This is a genomic window from Mangrovibacter yixingensis, assembly GCF_020523985.1.
GTDB classification, from domain to species: Bacteria; Pseudomonadota; Gammaproteobacteria; order Enterobacterales; family Enterobacteriaceae; genus Mangrovibacter; species Mangrovibacter yixingensis.
This window is the reverse complement of sequence record NZ_JAIVKM010000001.1, coordinates 1,801,325-1,818,027: the sequence shown is the minus strand read 5'-3', so window position 1 is coordinate 1,818,027 and position 16,703 is coordinate 1,801,325. Positions and strand designations below refer to the sequence as shown.

General features: G+C 46.4%; 15 protein-coding genes and 3 tRNA genes. 12 read left to right on the top strand and 6 right to left on the bottom strand.

What is annotated here, in order from left to right:
• Nucleotides 1-57: 57 nt before the first annotated feature.
• On the bottom strand, nucleotides 58-282 hold the full coding sequence (locus LC084_RS08420; protein ID WP_226570714.1) for a DUF2594 family protein: 225 nt from the start codon (nucleotides 280-282) through the stop codon (nucleotides 58-60).
• A 549-nt stretch (nucleotides 283-831) separates the two neighbouring features.
• Here LC084_RS08420 and uvrY point away from each other — a divergent pair.
• The 6 genes from uvrY (at nucleotide 832) to LC084_RS08390 (ending at nucleotide 4,362) form a co-directional block, all read left to right on the top strand.
• Nucleotides 832-1,488: a UvrY/SirA/GacA family response regulator transcription factor gene (gene uvrY, locus LC084_RS08415; protein WP_226570713.1), complete on the top strand. Its 657-nt coding sequence runs from the start codon at nucleotides 832-834 to the stop codon at nucleotides 1,486-1,488.
• Entirely contained in the window at nucleotides 1,485-3,317 is a 1,833-nt protein-coding gene (gene uvrC, locus LC084_RS08410; RefSeq protein ID WP_226570712.1) for an excinuclease ABC subunit UvrC, read from the top strand. Before uvrY ends, uvrC begins: the two co-directional genes overlap by 4 nt.
• Nucleotides 3,318-3,373: 56 nt before the next feature.
• A complete protein-coding gene (gene pgsA, locus LC084_RS08405; protein ID WP_036111882.1) occupies nucleotides 3,374-3,922 on the top strand; it encodes a CDP-diacylglycerol--glycerol-3-phosphate 3-phosphatidyltransferase in 549 nt (182 codons plus the stop codon).
• A 147-nt stretch (nucleotides 3,923-4,069) separates the two neighbouring features.
• Nucleotides 4,070-4,145: transfer RNA gene (locus LC084_RS08400), tRNA-Gly, on the top strand.
• A 48-nt stretch (nucleotides 4,146-4,193) separates the two neighbouring features.
• A tRNA-Cys gene (locus tag LC084_RS08395) sits at nucleotides 4,194-4,267 on the top strand.
• Between the two features lie 8 nt (nucleotides 4,268-4,275).
• A tRNA-Leu gene (locus LC084_RS08390) sits at nucleotides 4,276-4,362 on the top strand.
• A gap of 257 nt (nucleotides 4,363-4,619) precedes the next feature.
• On the opposite strand, the gene LC084_RS08385 is transcribed toward LC084_RS08390, so the two are convergent.
• Nucleotides 4,620-5,777: an iron-containing alcohol dehydrogenase gene (locus tag LC084_RS08385; protein WP_226570711.1), complete on the bottom strand. Its 1,158-nt coding sequence runs from the start codon at nucleotides 5,775-5,777 to the stop codon at nucleotides 4,620-4,622.
• A gap of 394 nt (nucleotides 5,778-6,171) precedes the next feature.
• Between LC084_RS08385 and yqfB the strand changes: the two genes are divergently transcribed.
• From yqfB to LC084_RS08370, 3 genes are all read left to right on the top strand, one after another.
• A complete protein-coding gene (gene yqfB, locus LC084_RS08380) occupies nucleotides 6,172-6,489 on the top strand; it encodes a N(4)-acetylcytidine aminohydrolase (RefSeq protein WP_226570710.1) in 318 nt (105 codons plus the stop codon).
• Between the two features lie 18 nt (nucleotides 6,490-6,507).
• Nucleotides 6,508-7,383: a dihydrodipicolinate synthase family protein gene (locus LC084_RS08375; protein ID WP_226570709.1), complete on the top strand. Its 876-nt coding sequence runs from the start codon at nucleotides 6,508-6,510 to the stop codon at nucleotides 7,381-7,383.
• Nucleotides 7,384-7,963: 580 nt separating this feature from the next.
• Nucleotides 7,964-8,203 (top strand): YecH family metal-binding protein, encoded by a 240-nt coding sequence (locus tag LC084_RS08370; protein WP_226570708.1) that lies wholly within the window; start codon nucleotides 7,964-7,966, stop codon nucleotides 8,201-8,203.
• Nucleotides 8,204-8,288: 85 nt separating this feature from the next.
• Here the strand turns inward: LC084_RS08370 and ftnA are convergent, their stop codons facing one another.
• A complete protein-coding gene (gene ftnA, locus LC084_RS08365) occupies nucleotides 8,289-8,786 on the bottom strand; it encodes a non-heme ferritin (RefSeq protein WP_226570707.1) in 498 nt (165 codons plus the stop codon).
• Nucleotides 8,787-9,076: 290 nt separating this feature from the next.
• Here ftnA and LC084_RS08360 point away from each other — a divergent pair, with 290 nt between their 5' ends.
• Together LC084_RS08360 and LC084_RS08355 are read left to right on the top strand one after the other, a co-directional pair.
• Nucleotides 9,077-9,799 carry a response regulator transcription factor gene (locus tag LC084_RS08360; RefSeq protein ID WP_226570706.1) on the top strand — a complete coding sequence of 241 codons (723 nt, stop codon included), beginning with the start codon at nucleotides 9,077-9,079 and terminating at the stop codon, nucleotides 9,797-9,799.
• Nucleotides 9,796-11,259 carry a sensor histidine kinase gene (locus LC084_RS08355; RefSeq protein ID WP_226570705.1) on the top strand — a complete coding sequence of 488 codons (1,464 nt, stop codon included), beginning with the start codon at nucleotides 9,796-9,798 and terminating at the stop codon, nucleotides 11,257-11,259. The genes LC084_RS08360 and LC084_RS08355 overlap by 4 nt, the downstream gene beginning before the upstream one ends.
• A 14-nt stretch (nucleotides 11,260-11,273) precedes the next feature.
• Here the strand turns inward: LC084_RS08355 and LC084_RS08350 are convergent, their stop codons facing one another.
• The 3 genes from LC084_RS08350 to yecR form a co-directional block, all read right to left on the bottom strand.
• A complete protein-coding gene (locus LC084_RS08350; RefSeq protein WP_226570704.1) occupies nucleotides 11,274-12,734 on the bottom strand; it encodes a TrkH family potassium uptake protein in 1,461 nt (486 codons plus the stop codon).
• Between the two features lie 140 nt (nucleotides 12,735-12,874).
• A complete protein-coding gene (locus tag LC084_RS08345; protein ID WP_226570703.1) occupies nucleotides 12,875-14,809 on the bottom strand; it encodes a putative bifunctional diguanylate cyclase/phosphodiesterase in 1,935 nt (644 codons plus the stop codon).
• 267 nt (nucleotides 14,810-15,076) lie between these two features.
• Nucleotides 15,077-15,409 carry a YecR family lipoprotein gene (gene yecR / locus LC084_RS08340; RefSeq protein ID WP_226570702.1) on the bottom strand — a complete coding sequence of 111 codons (333 nt, stop codon included), beginning with the start codon at nucleotides 15,407-15,409 and terminating at the stop codon, nucleotides 15,077-15,079.
• A gap of 380 nt (nucleotides 15,410-15,789) precedes the next feature.
• On the opposite strand from yecR, the gene LC084_RS08335 reads away from it, so the two are divergent.
• Complete coding sequence (locus tag LC084_RS08335; protein WP_226570701.1) at nucleotides 15,790-16,425, top strand: RpiB/LacA/LacB family sugar-phosphate isomerase; 636 nt, start codon at nucleotides 15,790-15,792, stop codon at nucleotides 16,423-16,425.
• Nucleotides 16,426-16,703 lie beyond the last annotated feature (278 nt).

Here is a 16,703-nt window from a genome sequence, read left to right as displayed (position 1 = left end):
CAAAAAAGCCGGTTAGATATTTCAATATCCACCGGCCTTTTCTGTTATTGCAGATGACTACTGGCGGTAAGCCTGTTTAATCTGCTTAACGGTATTGGTGAACACCGCTGCCTGAGCTTGATCTTCCATTTCTGCAATCTGTTTTTCCATTTTAATAATCACACGGCCAGCATCGGCCTGCCCCAGAGCTTTCAGCATTTGGGTAACCATCGCTTTAAGGCAAGTGATTTCCAGTGCAATTTCCTGGAGATTTTCATTGGTGGACAAATCAGGTTGGCTCATTGGATACCTCATTAAAATGATACAATGTATCAATCACAATATGTGACGAAAGGCGCGCATTATAGCATAGCTTAAGCGAGTTATATTCCTTCTGTATAGAAAACTGTAATACAAAGTGTTTAATACAATAAACGGCGAAAGTTTCTTTCGTTACGCTGAATAATTGAACGTTAGAGGCAGTGCTCATGATGCAGGTTAACTCAGTGCGGCGAAATAATTGGCGTTGTCAAATAATGAACAGGTAAGTCTGGCTTTGTTGGGCTAAATCTGTTGTCAGGTACACGGGCTTACATAATTGTGTTGGTTTTCACCTGTATGTTGCATTTTTATCTTTTATCTCATGATAAAATTTCACAATCGTCATAAAAATCTGATGTTGTCTCTTTTAACAATTTAAAGTTGATGTAAAACCCGGTACTATGAAGCAGTAAATGATGTATATACCCGGAATAAATCGAGTTGCAGAGGGCGATAGCCTGTGAGCTGTCAGGACGTACAACTCGAATTGTGAAGGGCATGAAGCGTTATCCCTTTTCTGGAGATACTCCCTTGATCAACGTGTTTCTTGTTGATGACCATGAACTGGTGCGCGCAGGGATACGACGCATTCTGGAAGATGTTAAAGGCATTCGTATCGCAGGTGAAGCAGCCTGTGGTGAGGATGCTGTCAAGTTCTGCCGGGCTAACCCTGTGGATGTTGTCCTGATGGACATGAACATGCCTGGCATTGGTGGACTTGAAGCCACTCGCAAAATTGTGCGCGCCACACCTGAAGTTAAAGTCATCATGTTAACGATCCACACTGAGAATCCGCTTCCTGCAAAAGTTATGCAAGCGGGCGCTTCGGGCTATTTGAGCAAAGGTGCTGCCCCACAAGAAGTTGTGAACGCCATTCGCCTTGTGCATTCGGGCCAGCGCTATATAGCTTCTGACATTGCACAACAGATGGCTTTGAGCCAAATAGAGCCGGAGAAAACAGAATCGCCTTTTGCTTCGTTGTCTGAGCGGGAATTACAAATCATGTTAATGATAACGCGCGGGCAAAAGGTGAACGAGATATCAGAGCAACTCAACCTCAGCCCAAAAACAGTGAACAGCTACCGCTACAGGATGTTCAGCAAGCTTAATATTAGCGGCGATGTCGAGTTAACCCATCTGGCGATTCGTCATGGCCTTTGTAATACGGAGCCTTTGGCAAGTCAGTGAGTGAAAATTTCGACGCAAAAGCCTTTTTAAAGACCGTGACCAGCAAACCTGGTGTCTACAGGATGTATGATGACCAGGCCACTGTCATTTATGTCGGGAAAGCCAAGGACCTGAAAAAGCGGTTATCAAGCTATTTTCGTACTAAGGTTTCCAGCCGTAAAACTGAAGCGCTGGTGGCGCAAATTGCCCAAATTGATGTCACCGTTACACATACGGAAACAGAAGCCCTTCTTCTTGAACACAACTACATTAAGCTTTATCAGCCACGTTACAATGTGCTGCTGCGTGATGATAAATCCTATCCTTTTATCTTTCTGAGCGGTGATAGCCACCCAAGGCTTGCGATGCATCGTGGTGCGAAGCATGCTAAAGGGGAATATTTCGGACCTTTCCCGAATGGCTATGCTGTGCGTGAGACACTGGCGTTATTGCAAAAAGTGTTTCCTGTTCGCCAGTGTGAAAATAATGTCTATCGCAACCGTTCGCGTCCTTGCCTGCAATACCAGATTGGCCGCTGCCTTGGGCCTTGTGTAAAAGGTATTGTCAGCGATGAAGATTACGCCCAGCAGGTTGAGTATGTGCGGTTATTTTTGTCTGGCAAAGATGACCAGGTTATTCGTATGCTGGTTGCGCGTATGGAAGCTGCCAGCCAGTCGCTGGAATTTGAAGAAGCGGCACGGTTAAGAGACCAAATTCAGGCTGTAAGGCGAGTCACTGAAAAGCAATTTGTTTCCAACACTGGTGATGATTTGGATGTGATAGGCGTGGCATTTGATGCTGGTATGGCATGTGTCCACGTGTTGTTTATTCGCCAGGGGAAAGTGTTAGGTAGCCGTAGTTATTTTCCAAAAGTGCCGGGTGGTACCGAACTAAGTGAAGTTGTTGAAACGTTTGTTGGTCAGTTTTATTTGCAAGGAAGCCAGTCACGTACCTTACCGGGGGAAATACTGCTGGATTTCAATTTGGCCGAACCGGGGTTACTAAGTGATTCGTTATCGGAACTGGCTGGGCGGAAAATACATGTGCAAACACGCCCGCGTGGTGACCGTGCTCGTTACCTGAAATTGGCCCGGACCAATGCAGCAACAGCGTTAGTGACTAAATTGTCACAGCAGTCTACCATTCATCAACGCTTGAGCGCGCTGGCTGAGGTATTGAAGTTACCGAAAATTAAACGCATGGAGTGTTTTGATATCAGCCACACAATGGGCGAACAAACGGTCGCATCTTGCGTGGTTTTTGATACAAATGGGCCATTACGTGCTGATTATCGGCGTTACAATATTACCGGTATTACGCCAGGCGATGATTATGCCGCCATGAATCAGGTATTGCGCCGCCGCTACGGTAAAGCAATTGATGACAGCAAAATTCCGGATGTGATTTTTATTGATGGTGGGAAAGGGCAGTTGCGCCAGGCAAAAACGGTTTTTGCTGAACTTGATGTCACCTGGGATAAAACGCATCCTTTGTTGTTAGGGGTGGCCAAAGGCAGTGATCGAAAAGCAGGTTTAGAAACGCTGTTTTTTGAACCAGAAGGTGAAGGTTTTTCATTACCACCTGATTCACCTGCACTGCATGTGATTCAGCATATTCGCGATGAATCACATGACCACGCTATTAGTGGGCACAGGAAAAAGCGGGCAAAAGTGAAAAGTACCAGTAGCCTTGAGTCCATCGAAGGAATCGGCCCAAAACGGCGGCAGATGTTGCTGAAATTTATGGGTGGGTTACAGCCTTTGCGTAATGCGTCCGCCGAGGAGATTGCGAAAGTGCCAGGAATTTCAGACGCACTGGCAGAAAAGATTTTCTATGCATTGAAACATTAGGGTCTCTGTAGCAACATAGAGCAAATTCTCACTCACGACAAATAGTTAGCGACGCTATGCGATTTAATATACCAACATTATTGACGCTGTTTCGTGTCATCCTGATTCCGTTTTTTGTTTTGGCGTTCTACCTGCCGTTTCAGTGGGCGCCATTTTTGTGTGCTTTCATTTTTTGCCTGGCAGCAGTGACTGACTGGTTCGACGGCTTCCTTGCCCGCCGTTGGAACCAAAGTACACGTTTTGGCGCATTCCTTGACCCGGTTGCCGATAAAGTCATGGTGGCGACGGCTTTGGTGTTGGTGGCGGAGTATTACCACTGTTGGTGGGTGACTCTGCCAGCGGCAACAATGATAGCCAGAGAAATTATTATTTCTGCTTTACGTGAATGGATGGCGGAGATTGGTAAGCGCAGTAGTGTCGCCGTGTCCTGGGTGGGTAAAGTCAAAACCACGGCACAAATGTTGGCTCTGATCGGTATGCTCTGGCGGCCAAATGTTTGGATTGAATACACCGGTATTGGGCTGTTGTTCATTGCAACCATCCTGACTTTTTGGTCAATGTTCCAGTATTTGGACGCTGCACGTGGTGATTTGCTCGAACCGTGATCTATTCGGCGCAAAATTCAGCAAACGATCAGGGAGATGAGAAAATTTCGTTGACTCAGTGCGTGAGGTAAGTAGAATGCAACGCATCGAACGGCGGCACGGTTAGCCGGTTAGTAAGAAAATCAAAAGATTAACTTATTTCGATATGCGGGAATAGCTCAGTTGGTAGAGCACGACCTTGCCAAGGTCGGGGTCGCGAGTTCGAGTCTCGTTTCCCGCTCCAGTTATCGATAATGGCGAAAGCGGTTATCAGCTATAAAGGCAAAAATTTGGCGCGTTAACAAAGCGGTTATGTAGCGGATTGCAAATCCGTCTAGTCCGGTTCGACTCCGGAACGCGCCTCCAATTTCCCTGCCCGGATGGTGGAATCGGTAGACACAAGGGATTTAAAATCCCTCGGCGTTCGCGCTGTGCGGGTTCAAGTCCCGCTCCGGGTACCATGGGGAAATCTAGAATAAAATCAATGAAAAGCAGTGTCGTTAAAACCACCTACGGGTGGTTTTTTTGTATCTGAAAATTGTGCCCTGGCAGGTAACGCTGGTGGCGGCGAGTATCGTTCCCATTTGCTCTGCATGCGCCTGTGCTTATTGCTTAATTTTGTGCAGGTAAGGGGTTAAAGCAATAAAAAAGACCTGATGCCAGGCACCAGGTCTTTGCGGTCGTTATGGGTAATTAATTGGCTTGCGGTAAATATCCGTTATTCACCTTCATAAGCTTGGCGGTAAAGTTCAATCACTTGTTCTTTAGTTGCCTTACGCGGGTTGGTTAACTGGCATACATCTTTCTTCGCGTTCTCGGCCATAATAGCGAAATCTTCAGGTTTAACACCCAGGCTCTTAAGCGATTCGGGGATACCAACTTGTTTACTCAGGCGGCGAATGGCTCTAATGGCTTTGTCTGCCGCTTCATCTGTAGAAAGGCCTTCCACGCATTCCCCCATCGCTTCAGCGATATCACGGAACCGGTTCAGGTTACTGATCAAATTGAACGACTCAACATAAGGCAGCAGGATGGCATTGCATACACCGTGGGGCAGGTTATAAAAACCGCCAAGTTGGTGGGCCATGGCATGCACGTACCCAAGCGATGCGTTATTGAATGCGATACCTGCCAGGTATTGTGCGTAGGCCATATTATCTCTGGCTTTCATATATTCACCATTGGCTACGGCTTTCGGCAGGTACTGCGTGATCATGGTGATGGCTTTTAATGCAGCGGCATCTGTCAATGGATTGGCCATGGTTGAAACATAAGCTTCAATGGCATGGGTAAGTGCATCCATCCCGGTTGCAGCAGTGAGTGAGGGTGGCATACCAACCATCAGTACCGGATCATTAATGGAAATTTGAGGGGTCACACGCCAGTCAACGATGGCCATTTTCACTTTGCGTGTTGTATCAGTGATAATACAAAAACGTGTAATTTCAGAAGCGGTACCTGCGGTGGTATTAATTGCCATCAGCGGGATCATCTCGTTTTTGGACTTATCAACCCCTTCGTAGTCGTGAATATTGCCACCATTCGCGGCAAGTAACCCAATACCTTTTGCGCAATCGTGAGAAGAACCACCGCCAAGAGAGACAATGCCATTACATCCATGTTCACGGTAGCAACTGATGCCTGCTTCTACATTTTTATCCGTGGGGTTAGGCTCTGCTCCGCCAAAAATATGCACATCTATTCCGGCTTCCTGGTAGATGCTTGCTACTTTATCTGCCATCCCGCTTTTTGCTAAAAAAGCATCGGTAACAATAAGAATTTTTTTAACATTTAGTGTTTTTGCCAAAACCCCGGCTTCCTGGACACTGTCTTCACCAAATACATTACGAGTGGGCAGAAAATAATATGTCGACATTAGACTTCCCCTGTTCATTAATGAGAGTAATAACGAGGTGCACAGACAGCGTACCTTCCATTGTTAACAAAAATCACAAACTGGATGCTGCTGCAAAAAAGAGGAGAGTCTATTGCTACATGTAGCAATAGCTATACAGCTCATTGTTTTAAATGAGGATATTTGCGTTATAGCAGCAACGCTGGCTGAACATGCCCACGCAATGTAAAAGGATTTAGCGCGGATAACCGTGAACACCCTCACAAAAATAATGGTTATTTTAACAATGTGAGGCATTGTTATTTACATAATTTGCACGTCGTTAACGGAAAAAAAGGCGTAACATAGTGTAATTACGGATAAATTCGCAGGGATATACAGAATTGTGAGTGCCCATTTGATGGATAAGAAAAGTATGAAACCAGATATAACTTTTTATCGTCGCTTCGCCGCCGATATATTGAGCGATAAGAAAACAATTACTATTCGCAATAAAATGGAATCACATTTTTGCCCCGGTGAGCATTTGCGAGTGGGTTATGAAGATAATAATGATATTTTTTGTGCCATTGAGGTTATTTCTGTTGTGCCTGTTGCTCCTTGCGACTTAACAACCACCCATGCCCGGCAGGAAAATATGTCTTTGGCAGAACTGCAGTCTGTTATCAGTCAGATATATCCTGGTGAGCAGCAACTGTATGTGATTACTTTTCGCCGTCTTGATAAATACTAACCTTCTATGGAGGTGACTATGCTGTCGGGTCTGTACGCATTTCCTTTAACACCGCTTGATGAACACCAGCTTCATTTAGAGGCTTTTACACAGATTATTGGCCGGCTTGCCGAAGCGAAAATTGATGGTATTTGTGTGGCGGGTTCGACCGGAAGTTATGCATACCTTAATCATGAGGAGCGTGCTCTATTGGTAAAACTGGCTGTTGAGGGGGCTCCTGGGATCCCGGTTATGGTTGGGGTAGGATCTAACCGCCAGCGCGATGTGTTACGCCATCTTGATGATGCCCAGAAAGCAGGGGCTGCGTCTGTTTTACTTGCGCCGTTGTCATACCAACCTTTGTCCGATGGTGAAGTATTTAAATTGTATGAAGCGATTAGCCAGGCGTCATCCATCCCCGTTTGTGTATACATTAACCCACGCACCACTCATTTTGATTTTAGTGAGGCCTTGATTACCCAGATTTGCAGACTGCCCAATATTGCTTCTGTGAAATTTCCGGGAGCAGCAACAGAGCCGCGTGAAGCCGCTGGTTTGGCACAGCATTGGCGGGATAAGTTACCTGAAACGGTTTCTTTGGGAGTGAGTGGTGATGCTTTTGCCTGGGCTGCAATATCCGGTGGTTTTGATATTTGGTATTCCGTACTTGCTGGTTTGTATCCTGAGATTTGCCAGGCATTGCTACGTAGTGCTGAGCGGGGAACAGGGGAAATAAATGAGCAACTTGCACCTGTCTGGCAGTTGTTCCAACAGCATGGCAGCCTGCGTGTGGTGGCAGCGATGGCGCAACTGGCTGGAATTACGCCTTGTGATGGTCTGCCGCGCCCACTCTTGCCAGTAGCAGAGAGTGTGTTCACTGAAATCCATGATGTGATGGTAAGGCTTCAGTTGTAGAACTTCTTCCCGCTACTCAGGTTGCCAGGGCATCTCGGTGACCTGAATAATTTACGTGAATTAATCAAATAACACTCAAAATGATATCGGGTGTGATTACTTGCAGATTAAATATTTTACAGGTACTGATTTCCTGCTAAATAAAGTTCTGCTTGTGGTGATAAATAATATATTAGTGAGGCTTAAAATACTCCTTATTGATTACTTACTACTACCTATATTATTTTTAATATGTAATCTATTGTTTTTTATTGATAAAAAACTTTAATGTAATTATTTTGGTATAAAGATGGAAATATTTTGTTGAACCGTACTGTGGCAAAGCTGTATAAAGAGTTCGACTTAAGGAAGAACCTATTCAAGATGTCTGCTTATAATTGGCTGGTAGTTTCGATGTCGAGCTACCAGTTTTTTTTTGATTAAAAATTTTAACCAATACTATTCTTACCACGTACGCTAATACCGCCTGAAATTGCTATTCAACGTTGAGAATCTCCCTAAACTGTACAATCTTTGTCCTGGCGCAACATAAATAACAACGTTATTGCGTAAGGTTTCCCTTTTTAGCGAGGAGTCTTGGATGGAATCTGTTCATGGTCATGAAGTGCTGAAGATGATGCTGGAGGCGAAAACGCCCTGGACTACAGCGGCACTGGTGTCCGCAGTTAAAGCCAGGTTCGGTGAGAATACCCAATACCATACCTGCTCAGAACAAGGCCTTGATGCTGAAGCCCTGGTCGCTTTTCTGGCACAGAAAGGAAAGTTTATTGATGATGGGCAGGGGTTCACTACGAGCCAGGACAAAATTTGCAACCATTAACTATTTACCACAAGCCAGTTGCCTGCCCATGATGAGTACGATGCCCGCAGCCATAAGCGCGCGGGCATCGTACTATGGTTATTAATCAAGCCTGGGTATCTAAAGTTGCCAGTTCTTTATCTACGAAGTACAGCCCTTCACCGCTATTGCCAACAAGGCGCAGTTTATCAATAACAGATTTAAATAATTTCTCTTCTTCGTGTTGCTCGGCAACATACCATTGCAGAAAATTGAATGTTGGATAATCCTGCATGGTCATTGCTACATGCACCAGCTCGTTAATTTTGCTGCTAATTAATTGTTCGTGCTCATAGGTGGCTGTAAACAGCGTATCTAACGAGGCATAATCTGCCGACAGAGCCGGGATAGCCGCAAGTGTCGGTAAATTTCCAGTATCAGTCAAATAGTCAAACAGGCGTTGCATATGACTCATTTCTTCCTGAGCATGCCGGCGCAGAAAAGCGGCTGCACCTTCAAAGCTGTGGTAGCTGCACCAGGCGCTCATTTGCTGGTAAAGCAAGGAAGAATAAAGTTCCAGATTCATCTGGTCATTCAGGTGGCTAACCATCTCTTCTTTTAACATTTTTTGATCTCCTGCGTACCTGGTAATATGTTTTCAGCAAACTAATATAAATAGTTAAATAGTTGTATGCAATTGTAATTACAGTATTTAATCTTATTTCTTGGTATTGATAATTACTCATAAAACGAAAAGAGAATAAGATGCATTTATTATTTAATAATGACGCAAATATTATTTAGCCTCGGGTTACGAATGGCGCGGTCTGGCAGGTATAAAGTTAAATAAAATGTGATAAATCTGTGCTGCTGATTTGTGTAAACTCGGGGGAGTACCAATAAACAGGAGGCCTCATGGGCGAGACCCGGCGCATATTAGTGATCGAAGATGACCCACACATTGCTCGTTTATTACAGTTGCATTTACGCAATGCAGGCCATGAAACAACACTCGCCACTGAGGGCGCTCGTGGTATGCAACTGCTTAGTCGTGGTGGTTGGGATGCGCTGATTCTTGATTTGATGCTCCCTGAAGTGAATGGCCTGGAAATTTGCCGCCATGCACGTACTCAGGCCCGCTATATGCCCATTATTATTGTCAGCGCCCGTACCGGCGAAAGTGAGCGCATCCAGGGGTTGAACCTTGGGGCAGACGATTATGTTACTAAGCCATTTTCTGCCCCAGAGTTATTGGCCCGCCTCAATGCACTGTTCCGCCGCCAGCAAGCCATGAGTGATACGCTTAAACGTGACGCTGGCGTGCTGCATTTTGCAGGACTTTCTATTGATCCACTTAGCCGGCATGCCACTCTGAACCAGCAAGAGCTTGAACTGACTCCACGTGAATTTGATCTACTCTATTTTTTCGCCCGCCACCCAGGGGAAATTTTTTCCAGGCTGGATTTATTAATACAGGTATGGGGTTACCAACATGAAGGCTATGAACATACAGTGAACACGCATATTAACCGCCTGCGTATTAAATTAGAGACTGACTCATCCCGGCCGCAGTTTATTGTGACCGTGTGGGGGCAGGGATATAAGTTTTTGCCACCAGGCAGTGAGGGGCGTGAGTGACTCGGGTATTTGGCACGTTATCGCGCAGACTGGGTGCGTTATTTCTTTTGTTATTGTTGTCTGGCGGCGCATTGCTGGCAGGTATTCAGGTTTCTCTGACACGCAACTATGGAAACGCTGTTGTCCAACAGCTTTCCGCGGGCCTGGCTCAACACCTGGTTCGCCAGTACCCTCGTCTGGCAGATGAAGGGATGGCGGGGGAACAAACCAGAGCGCTATTTAATAACCTGATGGCTGTTAACCCAAATGTTGAACTATATCTGATTGATCCTCAGGGCATGATTATTAATGATGCGGCTCCGCCCGGCCACCTTAAACGGCAGAAAGTGTCAGTTGAACCGGTAATGGCGTTTTTACATGGTGACTCATTCCCGGTGTATGGTGACGATCCGCGCCAATTGCATGGGCAGAAAGTCTTCAGCGCCGCTCCCTTTATTACCCAGGGTAAGGTGCGTGGCTATGTGTACGTCATTTTGCAAGGTGAGCAGTATAGCGCGCTGCATGCCATGGCCTGGCAGCATAATATTGGCGTTATGGTTGTGGCTTCTCTGGTATTACTGCTCATCATGTTGCTGATTCTTGGTGGGGCAACATTCCATTGGATCGCCAGGCCGGTGAAGCTTCTGGAACGCAGGGTGAAGCAAATCAGCCTTGCGCAACCACAGGCTTCAACTGAGCCAGAGCCTGATACCTGCTGCATGGCCCAGGAGTTGGTTAGCCTGTCGCAAGGGGTTACCTTGATGGAGGCGAAAATTGCCAGCCAGTGGGCTGAACTTGCTCAGGAAACCCAGGAGCGCCGGGCATTTTTGGCTACTGTCTCTCATGATTTACGCACACCGCTAACGGCTATACATGGCTATATTGAATCCATTCTGTTGCTGAGTGAAAACCTGTCTGATGAAGACAAACGCCAGTATCTGGAAATAGCGCTGGCAGAAAGCCGTAAAGTGAGCCAGATGGCACAATCGCTGTTTGAGTTGGCGCGCCTTGAGTATGGTGTGATTACGCCAGATAAAACACCGTTCTCTCTTGAGGACCTGGTACAGGATGTAATGCAAAAAATGGCGCTGGCCGCGCAAACACGTAACCAGCGTTTGCAGGTTGAACCGCTGACAGGTTTGCCCGCAGTCAGTGCGGACATGGGTATGATTGAACGTGTGCTGACGAACTTGTTGGATAACGCGATCCGCCATACACCAGAGGGGACAACCATTTCTGTCAGAGCCTGGCAGGAAGCGGGGGAAATGATTCTTGAGGTTGCTGATAATGGGCCTGGCATACCGCAAGAAAAACGCAACCACTTGTTCACCCGCCCGGCACTGCTAAAAGGAGAAAGCCTGTCCCGGGGCGGGCTGGGGTTAATGGTGGTGCACCAAATTTTGCAGTTACATGGCAGCCGGATTGAACTGGTTTCCCAGCAGGGAGCCTGTTTCCGTTTTACGCTCCCTCTGGTGGCGTGAGGTTCAGTGGCGCATTAACTGCGCCAGAAGGTACGTGAAAACAAAATCAGTACCGGGTAAATTTCAAGGCGGCCAAGCAGCATTGCAGCGCACATTAAGTATTTTGCGCTTTCAGAAAGGCCGCCAAACCCGGAGGCTGTGGCACCAAAGCCCAACCCCATGTTATTGATACAGGCGGCGACGGTCGCAAATGAAGTGAGCAGGTCATACCCCATTAAATTCAACAGCCAAATAAATAACCCGGTGCAAGCCGCATACAGGAAAAAGAAACTCCCGACAGAACGGACGACTCTGTCACTCATCACCGTTTTGCCCACTTTAATGCTGATAAGGGCGCGCGGATGTGCTAATTGATGCACTTCGTGGCGGCTCTGGCGCAATAAAATCAGCAGGCGCATCATTTTTAGCCCACCACAAGTAGACCCCACACACCCGCCAAAAAAGCTGGCACTGAGAAGCAACACAATGGTATGTGTAGGCCAGTGCGCATAATCGCCGGTCGCCAGGCCGTTATCGGTTAGCATTGAGCTGGTGAGGAAAAACGCATGTACCAGTGATTCTGTTGGTGAATACATTCCCGCGCGCCAAACTTCAAGTGCAACGATAGCCACCAGAATGCCTGCGACAATAAAGTAAAATCGCAACTCCGGGTTGCGGCGAAAAGGCTTTATACTGCGGCGAATAATAGCAACAAAATAGAGAGTGAAATTAACCCCTGACAACAGCGAGAACACGCCTGCCACCATTTCGATAGCCTGGCTGTCAAAGAAGCCAATGCTTTCTGTCCGGGTGGAGAACCCGCCCAGCGAGACAGTCGATAACCCATGACACAGCGCGTCAAACCAGGGCATCCCTGCCAGCATAAATGCCACGGTACATGCAAGCCCAAGCAGTAAATAGGTAAACCATAAGTTACGTGATGTATCTGCAAGCCTTGGTGTCAGCCGCTCTTCTTTAAATGGCCCCGGCATTTCCGATTGGTACAGTTTCATACCCCCAATACCCAGTAAAGGCAGTACAGCTACGGCAAGTACGATAACGCCTAAACCACCAATAAAATTCAGTTGAGCGCGATAATAGAGAATTGAGCGGGGGAGCAGGCTGACATTATTGAATATCGATGCCCCGGTGGTTGTAATGCCTGAAACGCCTTCGAATAGTGCATCAGCAAGGCTGATATGCAGACTGTCGTTAAGCCATAAGGGCATGGCGCTGATAAGCGAAAAAAGCAACCAAAACAGAACGATAATAATGAACCCATCTTGTGTTTTGAGTTGCACATTTTCCTGGCGAGTGGTCACCCAACAAAAACCGCCAAGCACTGAAAAACAGGCAAAGGTAGTCAAAAAAGCAAACAGGCTACGGTCTTTATCAATCAGGGCCAGTAGCATGGGAGGGATCATTGAAAGACTATAAAGAAGGACCAGAAACCCACATAAATGAATGACAATTTTAGTGCGTGATGAGATTTGCATAGCTGCGTCATGCCATAAAACAGCGCGTCATTCGGGAAGTAAAGCCAATAACGCTGACAATAAAGAATGTGAAATATAACACAAATCTGCTCCTCAACATGCCCTTGCAGCGCGTCTGCTCACCAAATCAACAATATCTGTCAGGCACTATCCAGTCTTTTTTGGGGTAATAATGCCAGTGCTTGTTCCGGAGGAAGTGGTTTGCTGAAGTAATAGCCTTGCATAAAATGAATACCGAATTTGGCCAGTTGAGCTGCCTGTTCCGGTGTTTCCACTCCTTCAGCCACCACCTGAAAATGAAGCCCCTGGGCAATGGTCATCACTGCCGAAATAATCGACTGCCCCTTATCGAAGATATTGGCAACAAAGGCGCGGTCAATTTTTACATAATCAATATTCAGATTTTGAATGACGGAAAGGCTTGAGTAACCCGTCCCAAAATCATCAATAGAAATTTTTACGCCCAACAATCGCAACCGGCTGATCGTTTCTTTTACACCGTACTGTTCCTGGTGAAAGAAGGTCTCAGTTACCTCCAGGTGAAGGCGTCCGGGAGGGATTTTATGTTCACGCAACACCTGGGCCACGGTATCGACAAATTGTGTGTCCTGCATTTGGATAACGGAAACATTGACCGAGAGAGTCGCTGTTGTGTGTGGCATTTCGGTCAGTATTTTGCAGGCATTTTCCAGTACCCAATAGCCGATAGGGACAATCAGACCACTTTGTTCTGCGAGTGGAATGAATTCTACCGGTGAAATATTTTCGCCATTGTGTTGCCAGCGTAACAGAACCTCAAAACCAGCAATCCGCTGGCTGCTTGCACTGACAATAGGTTGAAGAACCAGGCTAAATGCCCTGGCTGCCAGAGCTGAACGTAACGCTTCAAGTAGCATAGTACGGCGCAGCAGGCTGTGCTCCAGTTCCTTGTTATAAAAAGCGATACGTTCATGAACCTGGTCTTTTTGCGCATACATCGCAATGTCCGCCAGTTGAATCAGTTTATTCAAGTTATCGCCATGTTCAGGGCAGATTGCGATGCCAATGGTTGAACGGGGGGACACTTGTTGTTCATCGATGCGATAAGGCATACCAAAACGCACCAGCATGGCATCTGCTACCCAATATAATTCACCCGGGTCTGTGAGTGCGGTGGCAAAGATAAATTCATTTCCGCCCCAACGGCAAAACCAGGTGTTGTCATCAGAAAATTCGCGCAATCTTGCACTGAATTTACGCAGGAGCGCGTCGCCATAAGTGTGCCCAAGTGTATCGTTAATGTGTTTAAAACTATCCAGTTCGATAAAAAAAACACTGTAGCCATTGATATGCTGCTGGTGGAACTGGTCGGTTAACTGGTTTGCCTGTTCCAAAAAAGTGGAGCGGTTATACAAGCCAGTCAGTGGGTCCATCCTTGAGAGTTTGTATAAATCCTGAGTGCGCTGCCGTACCAGATCTTCCATATGCTCCAGCATGGTGAGGTTTTTGTACTTCAGGAAAATAGCGTTGCGAATATAGCGGGATACAGTGAGTGATGAAAACACCATCGCCAGCGTGAAGAAAATACCAAGGATACCCAAATGGACTTTGTAACTTTCTGAAAGTAGTAAAAGAATAAAAGAGCAGGGGAGTAACATTATGCAGGAATACAGGGACGCCAGTAATGGGTGTCCGGACAAGATACAGGTGGCTCCAGCAGCCATGGCGGATAAAATAACCACCACGCAAGTGAACTCTTCCGGGCTAAAAGAAGGGTAGAAAAACAAGCTGTAAGCAGACCAAACGGCTGCAGTGATTAATGCCCCAATACTGAATCGCCGGTGGTAGCGGCCTTTACCCTGCTCCACACTGGAAAGGCGCCGCCAGATAAAAATATCTGTACAGCGCAAAACCAGAATAACCAGCATTATGGCAAGCCAGGTGATTTTACCTGCACGGTTTTCCGGTGTGAGAAAGCTTAGTGACAGCGTGATTGCTGCTAACCCACTGATAGCAAGGCCGTTAAAAGCATTGCCATAAAGTAGTATATTCCCTTCACGTAAGTAGAGTTTCTGGCGTTCATTATCTTCATTCATGTCGTTATCCGGGCCATAACTTGGCTTGTAACATAATGATATTTGTAATGTCAGTTGACCTGAAAACGACATCCCTGGACAGGTTCAAGTATAGAAGTTCGTGCGAAAAACCTGCCTGCAGGGTGCACAATAATGAACAAAAAAAAGAGACTTGAAGCAGTACTATCCCCACAGGTGAAGCATGGAGGTATGCTGCTTAAAGTATGGCTAAAACAACAAAATTGTGTTGCCTTAGCCACACCGTATTGCCCGTATCGAAAGCCTTAATTAATAGCCCGCTGTACTACTATGAATCAATTGCCCCTGGCACAACCAGGAAGTGGTCACTTGCTCGTTCAGGCACTCTGATGCACTGGTTGTGGTACAAGTGGTAATGGGGTCGCCAAATGACTGAGCCGTGGCGTACCCCCAGGCCTGGCAGGCACGGTTGGCATTATTCTGTGCCATGTACTGGTCTACCCTGGCGTTTTGTAATGGTGGCAAGTCATAGGCAAGGCGCACTACACCACTGGTGCGGTCACCACCAACAAATTCTGGTGTTTTAGTAATTGTGCAACTCGCTACTAAAGCGCATAAAACCGCAATAACTATTCTTCTCATACTGAATGCCTGCGACAAATAAATGTGATTGTAGGAGATATACAGCAAGAGCAATCGGCAGAATAAAGGGAGAAAGGCGGTTGCTGTTACATAATTAGTGAAGTTTGGGGGGCTGAAACAGTGCACAGATTCCTGGTTGTTTCGTTTGTTTCCCCATAACAGTGTTACAGCAGACAATACATTTTTATGCCAAATAACGGGCATTGAACGTTGAGCAAACAACAGCGCATGCGAGAGTTCAAAAGTAAACTGTGAACCAGACTGTAATTTTTAAAACAAGTTTTCATTAAATTTGAAAGTATGTTCGCGTGGTAGTATTGTTAGTACATCAAGTCGCAAATCTGGTGGGTAAACCACGCTACGATTCAGGAGAGAATAGAATGAAAGTTGCACTGATGATGGAAAACAGTCAGGCAAGCAAGAATGCCGTTGTCCTTAAAGAGCTGAACGCGGTTGCAGATGAAAAAGGCCTGTCAGTTTTCAACGTGGGTATGAGCGATGAGCAGGACCACCACCTGACCTACATTCACTTAGGTATTATGGCAAGCCTGCTGCTGAATTCTAAAGCTGTGGATTTCGTTGTAACGGGTTGTGGCACAGGCCAGGGCGCGTTGATGTCACTTAATATCCACCCGGGTGTTGTTTGCGGTTACTGTATTGACCCGGCAGATGCCTTCCTGTTTGCTCAGATCAACAATGGTAATGCGCTCTCTTTACCTTTTGCTAAAGGTTTTGGTTGGGGTGCCGAGCTGAATGTGCGCTTTATCTTTGAAAAGGCGTTCACTGGCCGTAACGGGGAAGGTTACCCGCCAGAGCGTAAAGAGCCGCAAGTACGTAATGCTGGCATTCTGAACCAGGTGAAAGGGGCTTTGGTTAAAGATTACCTGGAAGGTTTGCGTGCGGTTGACCGTGAACTGGTTAAAACGGCTGTGTCTGGTGAACGTTTCCAGAAGTGTTTCTTCGAACACTGCCAGGATAAAGAAATTGAAGCGTTTGTTCGCGAAGTTCTTGGCTAATCAACAAAACAATCATTTCCACAGGCCAGCGCATGCTGGCCTTTTTTTCATCATGCTGGCCTGCTGGTAAGATTGCTCTATGGTTCAGGGTTCGATACACCTCAGCATGTTGCTGGTTTACCCTCACCAGACTGTTGTTAGTTGAACGGGCCCGGCTCACTTCCTTAGCGCGTATTGTGATGGCTAATCATCCCTTTCATTAAATTCTCCTCCTTGTACGGGATCCCGGGAAAACTTATCAGGGGGAAAAACAGTGAGTTCTTATGTACAAACGGATA

Coding starts and splice junctions, on each gene's coding strand:
- LC084_RS08420 (WP_226570714.1), bottom strand. CDS start 282: ATGAGCCAACCTGATTTGTCCACCAATGAAAATCTCCAGGAAATTGCA.
- pgsA (WP_036111882.1), top strand. CDS start 3,374: ATGCGATTTAATATACCAACATTATTGACGCTGTTTCGTGTCATCCTG.
- LC084_RS08385 (WP_226570711.1), bottom strand. CDS start 5,777: ATGTCGACATATTATTTTCTGCCCACTCGTAATGTATTTGGTGAAGAC.
- yqfB (WP_226570710.1), top strand. CDS start 6,172: ATGAAACCAGATATAACTTTTTATCGTCGCTTCGCCGCCGATATATTG.
- LC084_RS08375 (WP_226570709.1), top strand. CDS start 6,508: ATGCTGTCGGGTCTGTACGCATTTCCTTTAACACCGCTTGATGAACAC.
- LC084_RS08370 (WP_226570708.1), top strand. CDS start 7,964: ATGGAATCTGTTCATGGTCATGAAGTGCTGAAGATGATGCTGGAGGCG.
- ftnA (WP_226570707.1), bottom strand. CDS start 8,786: ATGTTAAAAGAAGAGATGGTTAGCCACCTGAATGACCAGATGAATCTG.
- LC084_RS08360 (WP_226570706.1), top strand. CDS start 9,077: ATGGGCGAGACCCGGCGCATATTAGTGATCGAAGATGACCCACACATT.
- LC084_RS08350 (WP_226570704.1), bottom strand. CDS start 12,734: ATGCAAATCTCATCACGCACTAAAATTGTCATTCATTTATGTGGGTTT.
- LC084_RS08345 (WP_226570703.1), bottom strand. CDS start 14,809: ATGAATGAAGATAATGAACGCCAGAAACTCTACTTACGTGAAGGGAAT.
- yecR (WP_226570702.1), bottom strand. CDS start 15,409: ATGAGAAGAATAGTTATTGCGGTTTTATGCGCTTTAGTAGCGAGTTGC.
- LC084_RS08335 (WP_226570701.1), top strand. CDS start 15,790: ATGAAAGTTGCACTGATGATGGAAAACAGTCAGGCAAGCAAGAATGCC.